The following is a 14,446-nucleotide window of genomic DNA, read 5'->3' as shown; positions in this document are numbered from 1 at the left end:
TTATCCAATTTTGTTGCATATAACCATATCATTTAATAGGAAGGTGCCGGGATACATCAACTGGCTGAACAAATCAGAATGATTGAGCAGACCTGGCGAGAAGTTAGATGAACACTCTCGCTGCCGGGGATGTGCTAAATTTCTCTAAAGTGAATTAGTTTCGACTTAATCTGACATAACCACTTGAAAAGGTGAGAGTTTCCGGTTTTGATAGAAGTGCAAACTTTAACAAAACCAAAAGGAAAACTCTCATGATAGATAATAACGTTAAAATTATTAAACACAAAGTTGGCTTACTAAATTTAGCTGAAGAATTAGGCAATGTATCGAAAGCCTGTAAGGTAATGGGTTTATCACGAGACACCTTCTATCGTTATAAATCAGCGGTAGAATCTGGTGGGGTAGATGCCTTATTTGATAAGTCACGAAGGCAACCTAATCACAAGAACCGTGTTGACGATTCTATAGAGCAAGCGGTAAAAGAGTACGCCATAGAATATCCAGCTCATGGTCAACTACGCACCAGTAATGAGTTGCGTAAGAAAGGGATTTTTGTATCCCCTAGTGGCGTTCGCAGCGTCTGGCTTAGGCATAATTTAGCTAACTTTAAAGACCGTTTGAAGGCACTTGAAGCCAAAGTAGCATCAGAGGGCATTATTCTCACAGAAGCACAAATTGCAGCTTTGGAGAAGAAGAAGTTTGATGATGAGGCTTGCGGCGAAATTGAAACAGCACATCCTGGCTATCTTGGTTCCCAAGATACATTCTATGTGGGAACTATCAAAGGAGTTGGCCGCATTTATCAGCAGACTTTTGTTGATACTTATAGCAAAGTGGCATTTGCCAAGCTCTATACAACAAAAACGCCTATTACATCAGCAGATCTCCTTAACGACAAGGTCTTGCCGTTCTTTGAGCAGCAGCAGTTACCTATGCTGCGTGTTTTAACTGACCGGGGTACAGAGTATTGTGGGAAAGTAGAACAGCATGACTATCAGCTTTATTTAGCTATTAACAACATTGATCACACGAAAACTAAAGCACAATCACCGCAAACAAACGGTATTTGTGAGCGTTTCCACAAAACGATTTTGCAGGAGTTTTATCAAATCACATTCCGTAAGAAAGTTTACGATGACATGGATGAACTGCAAAAAGATCTGGACGTATGGCTTCATTATTATAATAATGAGCGCACCCATCAAGGCAAAATGTGCTGTGGACGTACTCCAATGCAAACATTGATTGATGGCAAACAAATCTGGAAGGAAAAATTGATAGGCTGAATTTGACCTGACAGACACTTCTGAAAAACCGGTAACTGTCAGATCAAGTTTGAACTACTACATCTAAAGCATGGCACATCCCTTCCGGAAGCAGTTGTTTTAAAATATTTTGCGTCCCAATGTATCCAAGGGTTATTGCTTTTTGGAAGACCGGAGACATCTGATCTACTGTAATTTGTTTATCCGAAATGTATTTTTTTATTTGTTCTGCCTGTTGCTCGGTTATGCCTCCTGAATCATCAGCTCTACATACGAATGGATACCATAGCCGTTCAATAAATTTTTCAGGCGGTAATTGAAGCAAGAGATCAACGAATATCTGAAAATGTCGGCTAATCAAAGGATCTAAAATCGTGTCTTTCAGCTTTGACGAAGCACAGTACATTTTTGCATGCAATAAAGAATTTGCCATAAATTGCTCATAATTATGAAATTTAATTTGCTCAGCCATCGATTCTGTAAATTTTGGCTCAAGTGCCTTAACGAGATCGGTCATCTTCTTTATTAATTTTTCTTTTAAATCGTCAGTAATATATTCCTCAGGAATGTTTGGTAGAAAACCCACCAGTTTCTCGATTGAGTGATCAGCAGCATCCAAGTTAAATTTATCCATCAATAACAAAACACAGTCAGCCATAAGGCCTGCTTCCTTAATATCTTTGCATAGATAATAAAATCCACCGAAGGATGACGTGCTTATATCAATGGTTGTATTATTCAGGCAAACAAGGATTGTTTTCAGCTGCTCGTCTCTGGAGACATCCAGCAAGATCGCAGCATTTAAATATCTTGATAAACAGTATTTATTGCCGCCTGAAGCTCTTACTTCGGTTCTTTCTTTAAGAGATATGCCTTGCTTGACATGCTCTTCACACTGGCTAAGATAACTGCCAATGATTTGTTTTTTCGTTTCCTGCGTCAGTCTGTCCATTTTCTTTAAATAATCCAATAAAACCAACACACAATCATCATCTGCATTTTCAATCATTATCGTAAGCTTTTGAAGTATAGCATCAATTTTCTTTTGTATTTCAGGCTGTTTTATGAAGCTCGAAAGCAACGCAACAATTGATTGCATGATTTAAATTTTCCAGTGTTGTGACGAGATGCTTAATATCTATGGAGGCAGCCTCTTCTTCTGCATCCCTTTCATCCCCTTCTTCATCTATATCCTGTTCAAGTTCAGAGCCTGAATCAATACCTGAGTCTGGCTCAAGGGAATTCATGATAGATTCCAGGGTGACGGCGGCAACTCCTTCAGCCTGCTCTTGAATTTTATTTTTTTCATCTTCTAAACCGAGCTTGCTGCATAAAGCAAACAATTTTATCAGCTTGTTTTTGTAGTATTCTTTTTTAAAGAGAGGATCATTGAATTTCTCGATGAGATCACAATTTAATAAATTGACAGTAATGCCTTTTGTGATTCGGGTATCAAGTCTGTCTTTATAATGGCGGGGTTAAATTCAGACAGTGTAACTGCTTGTAAATGCCGGCAAACTTCTAATGCGGCCTTTTCGCTGACAGCTTCCAAAAGTGAATCGTTACTGATAAGGTCGAAAAACACGGTTGATTCTAAAACAGAAAGATTGGCATTATTAATATTATTTATTACTTGCTGCTCATGCTCCTTTCGAAGGCTAATGTAGTTTTTCATGACCATTTGAGATATTTTTTTTCTGAGCACAGGATCATAATTAAGATCAGCAGGAGCAAGCTTGTCGGATTGTTCTCCCCGGAAGGTAAGACATCCAAACATGCTTAATAGTTTTAAATGACTGACTATCTTAATTTCCTGTTCGGGCGTAATGTTGTGCAGCGGGATGTGAAAGACTTCATGCGGAGAAACTGTTGTTAATTGTCTTCTAATGTAATCAGTAACCATCTCTTCCCATAACGAAAGTATTTTTTCATCGGTCAGTTGTTGTGGGTCATAATGTCTGATGTATTGATGGGTTCCCGGAGTATTCATAAATGGGCAGCTGGCTGCCGCCATATTGCTTATCGAACTCGACTCTGGCATTTGCTCCATGTTTCTTTTCATATTCTTCCTTCCTTTGCTGATAGCGTATTTCATATTGTCTTTTATATTTGTTGGCGAGAAAAAGATGGCTTGTAAAAGCGGTGTATTTGGATGAAAAGGTTTGTATTGATCATATAACCATTGATTCATTACACAACGATCCGGGCTAAAATAAATGGCGTCATATTGGTAAATATCAGCAATGATTTCAACGTGTGTTGATTGAAATCCCTTCGCTGAATAAGTACGCGGATCAGGTCCTCCCAGGATCAATGTATCTTTAAGATCGTCCAATGCTTTTTGCCTTTTGCTCAAGTGTAGCCTTTTCCAGGTTCATGGCTTTTGCCAAATTTCCTGTAATAAGTTTGCTTCTTTTACCTCGTCCTGAATCATTATCTTGGGCATCTATGCCCCTAATCGATCTGATGGCCGGATCAAAGATGATAAAGCCGACACTGGAATAAACGCTTGCTCCGTATCCAATCATAGAGGTAGAGCGCATCGGATTGCCTGATTTGCCGGTTCGATCAAATTTCCGGGTTCGTGTTGGTACATTTTTTTCACGGCTCACTTTACGCAGTTCCATACCCGCAAGTGTTTCGAAAAGCTCAGAACCAATCCATTCAAAGAGTTCAGGCCCTGATTTTTCCAGGATTTTATTAAATATAATGTCCGGGCCTAGTTTCTCATAAGCTTTGAGAAGCCGCTCTTGATCTAATACATTTTTTATGTCTTTGGTCGCATTGAAAACTTCACTATCTGCCAGCAAGATAGGACAAAGCTGGGAATGAAATGAATCGCACAATGTTTTGAAAAGCGAATCTGCAGTCTGTTTTGAAAGCATGATTTTTTGTTTTTTTGCAAAACCTGTTGGAAGGAAAACGCCTCTTATAAAGACTTTCCCTTCAGTCAGTGCCGCTTCCAAATTTTCTTGAGTTATTCCCTTTGAGTTTCCATAGGAGCTGATAAATGATATTTCCCGGAGTGCCTCAGACGGCAACAGCTTATACAAGACAGGAATCATTTTATGATGATAAATATTTTGACGAATATCTTTTTCAATGGCTTGATGAGCCTTCTCATGTTCATATTTTTTTTGATATCAAAATCAACATGACGACGGGCGTCGCCTTCTAACTCAATCAGGCTTCTCGCCTCTGCAATGAGCAAACCCATTTCCTTGAGTGCCGCGTTATTCGATGAAGCAATATTTTTATAAAAATCCAAATGCTTTCCGTCAAAACGGTCACGTGCCCGAATGATATCCAAACAATCTGCGTCATGCAGTAATTTCTGAAAAATGTTTTTATCCTTTTTCGCTTCTGAAGTATTGAGCTGCCAGATAAGGTCTCCATCCTCATCCAGAGCGAGCTCACGATAACCTTCTTTCAGAGGATCTTTATTTGCAATGGCTTCAGCGAAAATTTTTGCTTTTTGATGTGGTAAACCTAAGGTTTCGGTTAAAGTAATAATAAAGAAAAAGCGCACTGTCATTATCCCATAAATCTGCATCTTCACCTTCTCTGGCAGCATCATGGAATAAAACAGCAAGCTGTAATAATTTAAGGTTTATTTCCCGATCTTCATCGGTTTTACCTAATAAAGAAAATGTGGTTGGATCATGTCTTTGATATAAATTCACCAAAACAGGAATATATGCAGCCGCACGGGTGACATGCTCTATACCATGATATATTCGTGCGGGTTGCCCTTTTTTTACGGTAATATTTGGATAAGGTACGGAATATATATATATCTGAATGCCCAAGCCACATGAGCAGTCAAGTCATGCTCCAGAGAAATATCTTTTTGAGAAAACAGCTTTGGATTAAGTTTCTTTTTTTTGAGTATATGATCTATATTAATACAACTGCCTTTGGATTTTTTTAACACAGGATCCAGTTTCTTCCTATCCTCCTCCTTATAATCAATGGATTCCAGTTGCTTTTTTACATAAGCTAGAAATTGACGCGTTTCACTGGATGCCGCCAAGCCGTCTATATTTTTGTTTATCTCTTTGACGATTATTATTGAAGGCTTTTCATTTTTAAAGTCTGTTTTTTCTAAAGATGAACGGATAGTTTCAATAACGGCAAGGTTGTTTTTTGCTTTTTCAGCATTGAAAAATAACTGTGTTTTCGTCTCTGACATACCTACTTCAGGTTTTTCCTCTTGAATAGAAGATAATATGCTGAGAAAAGCCTGGAGCTCATTTGGGGTTTGGTTTTTTTGAATTTCATAGCTACGGATATATAAATCAAGATCTTTCATAATTCCATATGGTTTTTAAATGGATAATGTGTGCGTATTATAAACAAATAATTAAAAATAACAACACAAAAAATCTCTTCAAATATTATGAGAAAATAGAATGGCAAAATTAATAGGATACGATCGTGTCAGTTCTAAAGCTTGCCTTCTTGATAAGAGTGATACTCATTCTTCATTTCATCACGAAGAATTGCTTCAAATTATTTGTTGCTGCACATTATTGTTGTAACCGATTTTTAGTTATTAAATAAAGATTCGATCGTAGCATTTCATCTTCACTTGGTCTAACGTAACGAAATATCTCTTTAATGGATACATTGCCACACAACCCGGGAATTTCTGCTTAAGGCGCTTTCTAAGGAACCCATCGCCATAACTTGTAAGCTATCACCTACTTCATTAGCAAATAGTTGATCTACTCCAACCCCGCCAAATCCAATTTGTTCCTTTTGTCTAGATTTGAAGTTTAACTTATTGATCTATATATTTAAAGGATGAGGTGCTAGTGTATTCGCTACCAGTTCCACTTTGATGGGCCTTATACCTTTTTTCTAAATTATCAGTATAGCCAGTATATAAAGTTCCATTTTGAAAAATATACACCAAATATTTCTTCATTCGTATTAACCTCCGACTCTCTGAAGGGAAAATTCCACATCAAACTCGTCATACAACGCCTTAGGCATTAAAGGTACCCTTCCTCTATGAATTTTATGTGGACTTTCTTCTAGCTTAACCAGCCCATACTGTTCCATTGTTCTTAGTGTTCTCAGTATATTATTAGCCTTGCGTTTATAGCCAGTTAATGCCTCCAAATCAGAAACAGACTTAGGTTCATTTTCGATGATTAACCTGAGTAAATGTTGATTTTCTTCTGATAGTACATTTGCTAATGATTTCATTGATGTAAACCATATTTTTGGCTCATCACTTTTGGGTTTATATTTCCCTTTTGCAATTGCAATTGTTCGTTGTTTATATTGCTCAAGGGGCATAATACCAATTTTAGCTTTGTTCATTATCTACTCTCCTTAAGCGCATCAACACGCTTATCAACTTCTTTCCAAAAATCTTCAAGTAACTTGCCTGCATTAATGTAATTGTATGGTCTTCCTCGATCACTTTCATCATAATGCCAATGATCAAACGTTCTCTTAGGTCTAACACCTCTCTTTGAGCCATACTCAATCTCATGACTATTATCAAATCCCATGATTCTTTTTTAGATTTATCATGTAAAGTCAATGAGTATTTAATGCCTTGTGATCTAGGGCGTGTTTTTAAAGTTTCAGCCACAGCAAAATACTTATCACAGTTAAAGCACCTAAAAACATGGCGGCAGTTTTATCATACCGCGTAGCAATTCTTCTGAACCCTTTGATTCTGTTAAAAAATCGCTCGATATGATTCCTTTCTTTATAAATATGAGCGTCATGCTCAATAAAAAGGTATCGGTTCTTTTTACTTGGAATAACGGTCTCAACTCCGCGCCTTGCCAACTCTTCTCTAAATTCATTGCTATCGTAAGCGCGATCAGCTAATAAATATTCACTTTTATCTTCACTCAATAAATCTTTCGCCATCTTTATTTCATGTTCTTGGCCACCGGTTAATATAAATCCTAATGGGAGCCCAAATGAATCTACTTTTGCATGAATTTTCGAGCTAAATCCGCCGCGACACCGTCCAAGTGCTTGATAGTCCTGACCCCCTATCGCACCTGCCGCATGTTGATGTGCCCTAACAATACTACCATCCATCATGTGCCATTCGTGATCGCCATCTTTTTTTTAAAATTTCAAGAATTCCATTGAAATTTCCCTTTTTTACCCACCTATTGTAACGACCGTAAACACTTTGCCATTTCCCATAATCTGGCGGTAAATCTCTCCAGGGCGCACCAGTCCTGATTATCCAACAAACTGCTTCAATAAATAATCGATCATTTTCCCCATGGCGACCTTTCGGAGCAGGAAGTAATTCTTCTAATTTGATCCACATTTTGTCATCAATAACAAATCTTGACATCCATTTGCTCCATTTTCAGTATGGAGTCTTTTTATCAGATTTTTAATCGTTTGAAAAACTTTAAAAACACGCCCTAGTCGACGTTTCAATTACTTCGAATTTAACCCACAATCCAAGCTCTTCATCTATTACGATTCTCTCGCCATCAAGCTCTAACAAATTTTTTAAAGAATGATCTTCTGTATTCATTGTTTAATTATATCACGAGTTGATATATTATCAATTAAAAAGGAGGGTTATCCTGTCGCACATCGTAAACTTGACTTGACATACCTTTCTTAAAAGCCGGAGACTGATCAGATTAAGCCAAAACTAATTTATCTCAACGATTATATTTTTTCCAAGGAGAAAGCTTGATGATGGCTTTGATCTTTTTATTGCTGTGTTTCATTATTCTTTTTATCTGGCCTGCTCGGAAAGCATCATGGTGTTAGTATTTGATCAAAAACAGGTGGTAGGTGCATCTACAGCCATTTCTTTAGAGTTTGAACCGGAGGAATGCCAAGTCCCTTTTATTGAGCAGGGGATGAACATCAAGGATATTTTTATTTTGGTGAATCGGTTTTATTACCGGCTTATCGTGGTCAGAATATCTATCGCCGTTTTTTTCAGAAAACGCGAAGCAGTCGCCAGGCAATATGGAAGCCAAACAGCGACATTTTGCGCCGTTGAACGCTCAGCAAATGATCCGCGACGCCCCCAAGTGTACATACCCTTAGATCAGGTATGGCAACATTTCGGTTGGCGGGAAATTGGAGAGAAAACGATGAGTATGAAACCTCTGGTGTTCTGGCTTAAAAAGCTGGAGTAGCCATTTAGTCATTCAAGAAAAGCCATGTTCGGTCTATCTTGGATGAAAAATCTGACTTTGAAGATTTTAAAATTTGCAGTGAGATTGAAAGAGCTAGGGGAGAGTAACCCGTAGGAGAGAATCCCTATGGGTTAATTGTGGGCAATAGCGTTTTAAAACCTATCATATTTCTTGTCAAAGCTATCCTCATGGTTTGCTTCATCGCGCTTGAATATGGCATTAAAAGCAAGTTCATCGTATTTTTTATCACATGCTTTTTCATATTCGGATTCATCTTCGGTAATGTATTGTTTTGCCATTTCACGTGAATTCTCTTCGAATGCCTTTATGCCTTCCTTTAATTTCTCTTGTAATTCATGAAGAAGGAGTGTTGTCTTTAATGTAGCTGCCTGTGAAGTTAAGGCATATTTTTCCGCGATTTCTAGCATGGCGTTTGGTAAATTTAAGCGATAATAAGAAAAACTGTTATTTAACTGATGAAGATAGGCGTTGCTCAATACCATGTTTGCTGTGCTTATCTTTCCTGTGTTTTTATCTATATTTGCTACAACGGTAAGAACAGTACATCCAGCCTGGCTTCGGCTTGGTCTAAATCCGGATAAATTGTTTTTCAAAAGCTCCTCCAGAGAATTATAGTAGTGCTTTGATAATACGAGGCTGTTTGGAGCGGTATGTAACTTCGACATGACACTACTTAAACCTGTTTTGATTAGAGACGAAATATCTTCTTGTGATATTTCTTTTTTTTCCTGTTCAGAGGTTGGTTTTTTAAACATGCGTTTTTCTCAATTAGATTAGTTGGAGAATAATACAATAGCTAAGCTTAAGAAAACATTAGGTCCCTAAAAAACCAATTAGTCCTCCTCTGTGCAGGACAAAACCTCATGAGTCAACTCCTATTTGTATATTTTCGGGGACAAGTTGTCTGATAATTTTTCTAAACTCAGCGATTTTGCAATAAAAGGCGCTGAATTTATCGCGAATAAAATCCAGGCCGTATTTGAAGAAGCTAGCTCTTGGTCTTTGTTGTTTTTTATGGTTGTCCAAATCAACTAAACCACGTCAGTCCGGGGCTTTCACCCATTGAGCGATACGCATCGAGAGCTGTTTCAACGGTAGGACGCTGACAAAACCGGTTTTGTCGAAAATAGAAACGATTGGTTAAAATTCTCGTAAAAAATATTAACGAGTGAATCATCCCTTACTATCACTCATCCTTGGATAGAATTTTATTTTGATGCCGCTGGGAATGATTCAAGTGGCACCGTTGAAATCAGTTCATATTCCTGGCATTTTTTCAGAAAATCAAGCATGGAATCCTTTCTATCATAATTTTTGATTCCAATGGCATTAAAGAAATCTTTTAACCCTTTGGTGAAATTTCCAAAAGCAGATTCATAGGCTTGTTGAGAGATGGTGTGGACACCTTTTAATAAATCCATGACGCTCTTGGATTCTTCAATTATTTTCTCCATCTCTTTATTAAGCTCAACGTTTGTTTTTTCCTGACCTGTAGCTTTTTTAAATAAGCCGCTGACCAACCTTGATTTGTCTGCAAGAAAATAGTTCATTTGTTGTTTTGTTTTAATCGATATCCCTTTTAATAAAGATTTCATTACATCCAAGTCCATGTCTTTAGCCGGCTCCTGCGCTGCTTTTCGCAAAGGATTAACTGTGTCGTCGCAAGATACAATATTGTCTATAGTAATTTGTTCTTTAGGAATGTAGAGCCCATTACATGATTCAAATTCCAAGCTAAAATTTTCCGGTAAAGCTAATTCTAAAATGGCATGAAAACCGCCGCCAACTACGGTATGACTAGATAAAGGTTTTCCATTTTCAGCAATATGTATATGAGGACCTGGATTGGTTTGATTGATGTTTTGGTTAAATAAAGTGACCAACTGTTGAAAAAACTTTCCTGGCTCCATATCTTTATCACAATCTGGAGATTCCTTTATATTCATTACAGCGTGATATTTACTTTCGGGTACAAGGCTTTTGTAACAGGACTTAAAAACTTTTTTGAAGTCAAGTTCTTTGTTTTCTGATGAAACCGGGTAATCAGGAAAATGTATCTTTAACATGACTTTCCAAAAATTAGGACTTTCATCAAATTGTCTATATTGTTTGTTTGTTGAGAGAAAATGGACAACATCTTTTGGAGACATGAATTGAAATATCTCTAAAATTGGGTCAGTTGGCAGGTCTGTGATTTTTGTCATTACATCATCCTATTAGAGAAGTTTAATTTATTGATATGTGATCGGTTTTTGAACTTATCTTCTTTTTCTTCCTTCCCATTTAAAGACGAACATCTGATGTTTTATTAAATATCCAATCAATATGGATTGATATTATACACAACAGAGCGCCATTGTCAAATGTGGTATATGGTATCAGGCGGCGTCCATCGCTGATTGTTTACCAATTTGCACTCCATCTTTAACTCGACATTATTAACGATTAGTGTCGGGTCCGTTGCAAAATGAAGTTAGGATGGGTGTCTAGCCATAAACCCCAGAAATTTACGGACAAATATTAATCATCTCAAAATTCTTTAAATTTAACGGCAGCAATTTCAGTATATCTCACAGTATGTTGAATATTTTGCAAGGTACTTTTGATACATTATGGTTGTTTCAAACAGGATGATACTATCTTTTTGAAGTAAGCGTTTTGTGGCTTCCTGATGCTCTCCTCTACAAATCGTTGACGAATCCGAGCCCTGTTTTACTGCTCACATGCATTTCTGTGACTATTACTTCATCTGTTTTTTGTTTTAATTTTGCATCATTTTCATCTGCGGATAATAAAACTCGCGCGCGCATTAATTTATTAGCTGCTTTTTTCCCATTCGAATTAACTCCAATAATTCACATCGTTCTTCCGCAGTTAGTTTTACGATATACTTTTCCATGTGTGCCTACTTTCCAATGTGCCTCAAGAACGCGGAAGATTAGCACACATCCCTATGCAGGACAGAATCAGTGAAACGTTGTACTAGGCACTTATTTGGGGTAGAGCCTAAAAGTAGAGGTTGGCGAGCTTTTTCCAGCCATCAAAGAGCTTCATATTGAATAAATTAAGATCTATTTTTACTAAGTTTTGGATATAAGCTGATTTATTTATTACTTTTAATTGCTTTGATTATCTCTTCTAATATCAACGGAAAAACCTCAGCCTATTCTTCAAGCCTGTGAAGAGTTTTTCTTCATATATTTTTCCGGTTAAATTGGGAGGAATCGTTCGGGGCATACCTACAAACTACGCAGCTCTCTTAAAAGAGCAGATTATAAGGGGAAATGATCCAATCCCTGTTTGGCCTTATGGAGAAGGAGAGGAACGAGGTGTCGCTCTCAAGCCTTTATACTCTTCTGTCCCAGAGTCTATTACAAAACACCCCAATCCTTTATTTTATGATTTGTTAACCTTGATTGATGCAATTCGTTCTGGGCGTGCGAGAGAAAAACATCTTGCTATGCAACAACTTTCGGAAATATTAAAATCCAAGGCAGCTAAAAATAAGTGACGGGCATCTAGTGCATAAAAAGGTTCCGCTCAGATTTGTTTCAAATCGCCCAGAACCCAAAGCTTATAAGAGTTCTGCATAAAATTCATAACCGCATCTAGGGCGGTTCCAAAATCAATATTATTACCAGTGAATTAAAAATCGGGCATCCAGACTTAAGCTTAATTAATCAACAAGCAAATTCACAACTAAACGAATAATAATATCTTTCTGAGTAGGGTTACTTTCCGCAACCAATAGAGCAAGTGCAATTAAACCGTTTTCATTGAACTTAATCGGTAAAGATTGTGATTTGAGATAAAGTAGAAACATAAAACTGCCTTCTTTAATGACTCAATCGCTGACAATGCAGCTTGATAAGTTAACTCATAAGACAGTATAATTTGAATTGCTTCTTGGCCTAGATCATTCACTAATTCGTGATTTATTAATGTTTTCTGTAATAACTCTACAGTTTGCTGTAATTCACCTATACCTCGCTCAGATAGCCTTTTGTCATAAGTCGTGTATCCGCGAATCAGATGCTCTTTGAGTACTTGGGTTGCCCATATGCGGAATTGTGTTGCCTGATTTGAGTTCACGCGATAACCACAGACAAAATAGCATCCAAATTATAAAATTTAGTATTATATTCCGTCACTGGCAGTACGTTCCAAAATGGAACATACTGAATTTTCGTCTAGTTCATTAGAATTAAAAATATTTCGCAAGTGTTTAGTAATAGCAGGACGCTGAGTGCCAAATAATTCCGCAATTTGTTGCTGAGAAAGCCATATGGTTTCATCAGCAAGACTGACATCCAGCTCTATATGTCCATCCTTTGCAGTATATATAACTATCTCAGACACACATTCCTCTTTGCTTTTTTGTTATTGTGATTAAAAGAATGATTTTATGTAAACGCTTAATTAACCCCACTCTTCTCAGGCATTTCCAAAGCAGGTAAGCTGCGCATGTTTTCAAGTTCGGAAGGGTTTACATGAAAGGGCAGCAAAGCTTCGAGCTGTTCGATGGTTTCAGCATATTGGATGTTGGTCAGTGCGTATTTCAACCATGCGAAAGCATCAACCTGGTGTTGCTTACAGGTTTCGATGAGGGAATAGAGGATAGCACCTGCTTTGGCGCCCGTTTCGTTGCCATGAAAGAGCCAGTTTTTTCGTCCGATGACGAAAGGTTTAATGGAGCGCTCTGTTCGGTTGTTATCTATTTCGAGACGGCCATCGTCAAGGTATCGTTTGAGCGCAACCCAGTGCGTCAACAGGTAATGAACGGCTTTGCCCAATGGGCTTTTCGGTGGGATATTGATTTTTTTATCTTCAACAAAGTCTTTGAGTTCATCAAGAATAGGTTTGGCCTCTTTTTGTCTTGCCTGATAAATATCGTCTGGTGCAGCCTTTGCCTCTTTGAGGGAAGCTTCCAGCTGATAAAGCTCGGTAAAATAGGTCAAGACTTTATGGGCAATGCCTTTTTTCTTGCCGGCAAGTTTGACCACATCGACAAAATACCTTCTGGCGTGCGCCATACAGGCAACATGGGTAACATGGTCTTCTTTGTCTAAAGCGACATAACCACCATAACAGTCAGCATGCAGGTAGCCGCTGAAGTCGGAAAAGAAATCAGCCGGTATCTGGTGAGTGCGTGACGGATGGTACTGATAAACATAACAGCGTTTATCCGGTGGACCGCCAATGAATAGCCACATATAGGATTTTGATGTTGGCGGTTTGTTTTTCTGCTTGAGCACCTGCACGGGTGTTTCATCCGCATAAGCGATGTCATAATCGTGAATGGCCGCAACCATGAGTTTAACCAGCGGCGTTAATAAATCAGCGGCTTTTACCACCCAGTTGCAAAGCGTTGCTCTGGTAACGGGAATGCCCGCTTCTTTAAACATCGCCTCCTGGCGATAAAGCGGCATGTGGCGGTTAAACTTGGCATCAATCACTGCTGCCAGTAAACCAGACGATGCAATGCTTTGTGGAATAGGTTGTTTCGGCAGTTTGGCCGTTTGAATGGTTTCTTCACATGTCTTGCAAGCGTATTTTTTACGAACATGAACCACACGGAAGGTCATTTGCGGTACAACATCCAGTTGTTCTGAGATGTCGTCACCAATATGAGTTAACTCACAACCACAGTCGCAATGTTTTTCTTCATCGCTTAAGTCATGAATCTGCTCAACATAGGGTAATGACTTGGGCAGTGCTTTGCGGCCTGTGCCTTTTTTAGCACGGGTATAGGTAATGGTTTCAGTTTGAGAAGGCTCAACAGTCGATTCATCCTGTTCACTGGATGGCTCTGCTTCGTCAAATTGCAATGCCATTTGTTCCGGCACGACACCTTTTTCGCTTTTGCGGCCAAAGCGTGCATTACGGAATAAGTGCAGCTGGTGGCGAAGCGTTTCGATAGTGCTTTCCTGCTGAGCCAACAATGCCAACAAACGCGCATTTTCTTCGCGTAATTGCTCTACTGTTAAGTCAGATTGTTGTTTCATCGTT

General features: G+C 38.3%; 18 protein-coding genes and 1 pseudogene. 3 read left to right on the top strand and 16 right to left on the bottom strand.

Annotated features, from left to right (window positions below):
* The first annotated feature begins 251 nt into the window (after positions 1 to 251).
* Positions 252 to 1,353: pseudogene (locus tag E4T55_RS07685) on the top strand (IS481 family transposase).
* Here E4T55_RS07685 and E4T55_RS07680 read toward each other — a convergent pair.
* From E4T55_RS07680 to E4T55_RS07635, 11 genes are all read right to left on the bottom strand, one after another.
* Positions 1,330 to 2,274 carry a hypothetical protein gene (locus E4T55_RS07680; RefSeq protein ID WP_058502418.1) on the bottom strand — a complete coding sequence of 315 codons (945 nt, stop codon included), beginning with the start codon at positions 2,272 to 2,274 and terminating at the stop codon, positions 1,330 to 1,332. The pseudogene E4T55_RS07685 and the gene E4T55_RS07680 sit on opposite strands and share 24 nt — an antisense overlap.
* 43 nt (positions 2,275 to 2,317) lie before the next feature.
* Positions 2,318 to 2,608: a hypothetical protein gene (locus tag E4T55_RS07675; RefSeq protein WP_058502419.1), complete on the bottom strand. Its 291-nt coding sequence runs from the start codon at positions 2,606 to 2,608 to the stop codon at positions 2,318 to 2,320.
* Between the two features lie 71 nt (positions 2,609 to 2,679).
* Positions 2,680 to 3,621 (bottom strand): hypothetical protein, encoded by a 942-nt coding sequence (locus E4T55_RS07670; protein ID WP_131780781.1) that lies wholly within the window; start codon positions 3,619 to 3,621, stop codon positions 2,680 to 2,682.
* On the bottom strand, positions 3,587 to 4,318 hold the full coding sequence (locus E4T55_RS07665) for a hypothetical protein (protein ID WP_131780780.1): 732 nt from the start codon (positions 4,316 to 4,318) through the stop codon (positions 3,587 to 3,589). The genes E4T55_RS07670 and E4T55_RS07665 overlap by 35 nt, the downstream gene beginning before the upstream one ends.
* An 8-nt stretch (positions 4,319 to 4,326) precedes the next feature.
* On the bottom strand, positions 4,327 to 4,818 hold the full coding sequence (locus tag E4T55_RS07660) for a hypothetical protein (protein ID WP_058502422.1): 492 nt from the start codon (positions 4,816 to 4,818) through the stop codon (positions 4,327 to 4,329).
* 204 nt (positions 4,819 to 5,022) lie between these two features.
* Complete coding sequence (locus E4T55_RS07655) at positions 5,023 to 5,577, bottom strand: hypothetical protein (RefSeq protein ID WP_058502423.1); 555 nt, start codon at positions 5,575 to 5,577, stop codon at positions 5,023 to 5,025.
* Between the two features lie 471 nt (positions 5,578 to 6,048).
* A complete protein-coding gene (locus E4T55_RS07650; RefSeq protein ID WP_082636556.1) occupies positions 6,049 to 6,195 on the bottom strand; it encodes a GIY-YIG nuclease family protein in 147 nt (48 codons plus the stop codon).
* A gap of 5 nt (positions 6,196 to 6,200) precedes the next feature.
* A complete protein-coding gene (locus E4T55_RS07645; protein WP_058502424.1) occupies positions 6,201 to 6,596 on the bottom strand; it encodes an HVO_A0114 family putative DNA-binding protein in 396 nt (131 codons plus the stop codon).
* On the bottom strand, positions 6,583 to 6,873 hold the full coding sequence (locus tag E4T55_RS15305; protein ID WP_209308135.1) for a hypothetical protein: 291 nt from the start codon (positions 6,871 to 6,873) through the stop codon (positions 6,583 to 6,585). The genes E4T55_RS07645 and E4T55_RS15305 overlap by 14 nt, the downstream gene beginning before the upstream one ends.
* Entirely contained in the window at positions 6,858 to 7,340 is a 483-nt protein-coding gene (locus tag E4T55_RS15300; protein WP_082636595.1) for an IS5 family transposase, read from the bottom strand. Before E4T55_RS15300 ends, E4T55_RS15305 begins: the two co-directional genes overlap by 16 nt.
* On the bottom strand, positions 7,327 to 7,605 hold the full coding sequence (locus E4T55_RS07635; protein WP_058503023.1) for a transposase: 279 nt from the start codon (positions 7,603 to 7,605) through the stop codon (positions 7,327 to 7,329). Before E4T55_RS07635 ends, E4T55_RS15300 begins: the two co-directional genes overlap by 14 nt.
* A 424-nt stretch (positions 7,606 to 8,029) precedes the next feature.
* On the opposite strand from E4T55_RS07635, the gene E4T55_RS07630 reads away from it, so the two are divergent.
* Entirely contained in the window at positions 8,030 to 8,416 is a 387-nt protein-coding gene (locus E4T55_RS07630) for a hypothetical protein (RefSeq protein ID WP_131780765.1), read from the top strand.
* Between the two features lie 152 nt (positions 8,417 to 8,568).
* Here the strand turns inward: E4T55_RS07630 and E4T55_RS07625 are convergent, their stop codons facing one another.
* Both E4T55_RS07625 and E4T55_RS07620 read right to left on the bottom strand, forming a co-directional pair.
* Positions 8,569 to 9,192, bottom strand: a complete 624-nt coding sequence (locus tag E4T55_RS07625; RefSeq protein WP_058501326.1) for a hypothetical protein — start codon at positions 9,190 to 9,192, stop codon at positions 8,569 to 8,571.
* Between the two features lie 453 nt (positions 9,193 to 9,645).
* Positions 9,646 to 10,641: an F-box protein gene (locus E4T55_RS07620; protein ID WP_058501327.1), complete on the bottom strand. Its 996-nt coding sequence runs from the start codon at positions 10,639 to 10,641 to the stop codon at positions 9,646 to 9,648.
* A 974-nt stretch (positions 10,642 to 11,615) separates the two neighbouring features.
* Here E4T55_RS07620 and E4T55_RS07610 point away from each other — a divergent pair.
* On the top strand, positions 11,616 to 11,948 hold the full coding sequence (locus E4T55_RS07610) for a hypothetical protein (RefSeq protein WP_058501328.1): 333 nt from the start codon (positions 11,616 to 11,618) through the stop codon (positions 11,946 to 11,948).
* Between the two features lie 251 nt (positions 11,949 to 12,199).
* Here the strand turns inward: E4T55_RS07610 and rhuM are convergent, their stop codons facing one another.
* The 3 genes from rhuM to tnpC are packed head-to-tail and all read right to left on the bottom strand — an operon-like array spanning position 12,200 to position 14,442.
* Positions 12,200 to 12,529, bottom strand: a complete 330-nt coding sequence (gene rhuM / locus E4T55_RS15295; protein WP_209308134.1) for a RhuM family protein — start codon at positions 12,527 to 12,529, stop codon at positions 12,200 to 12,202.
* 45 nt (positions 12,530 to 12,574) lie between these two features.
* On the bottom strand, positions 12,575 to 12,796 hold the full coding sequence (locus tag E4T55_RS15290) for a virulence RhuM family protein (protein ID WP_058501329.1): 222 nt from the start codon (positions 12,794 to 12,796) through the stop codon (positions 12,575 to 12,577).
* A 56-nt stretch (positions 12,797 to 12,852) separates the two neighbouring features.
* Positions 12,853 to 14,442, bottom strand: a complete 1,590-nt coding sequence (gene tnpC, locus E4T55_RS07600) for an IS66 family transposase (RefSeq protein ID WP_058501897.1) — start codon at positions 14,440 to 14,442, stop codon at positions 12,853 to 12,855.
* Positions 14,443 to 14,446: the final 4 nt, after the last annotated feature.

The sequence above is a fragment of the Legionella israelensis genome, from assembly GCF_004571175.1.
In the GTDB taxonomy this organism is placed as follows: domain Bacteria; phylum Pseudomonadota; class Gammaproteobacteria; order Legionellales; family Legionellaceae; genus Legionella_D; species Legionella_D israelensis.
The sequence above is the reverse complement of the archived record's forward strand: the minus strand, read 5'-3'. Positions and strand labels throughout refer to the sequence as shown.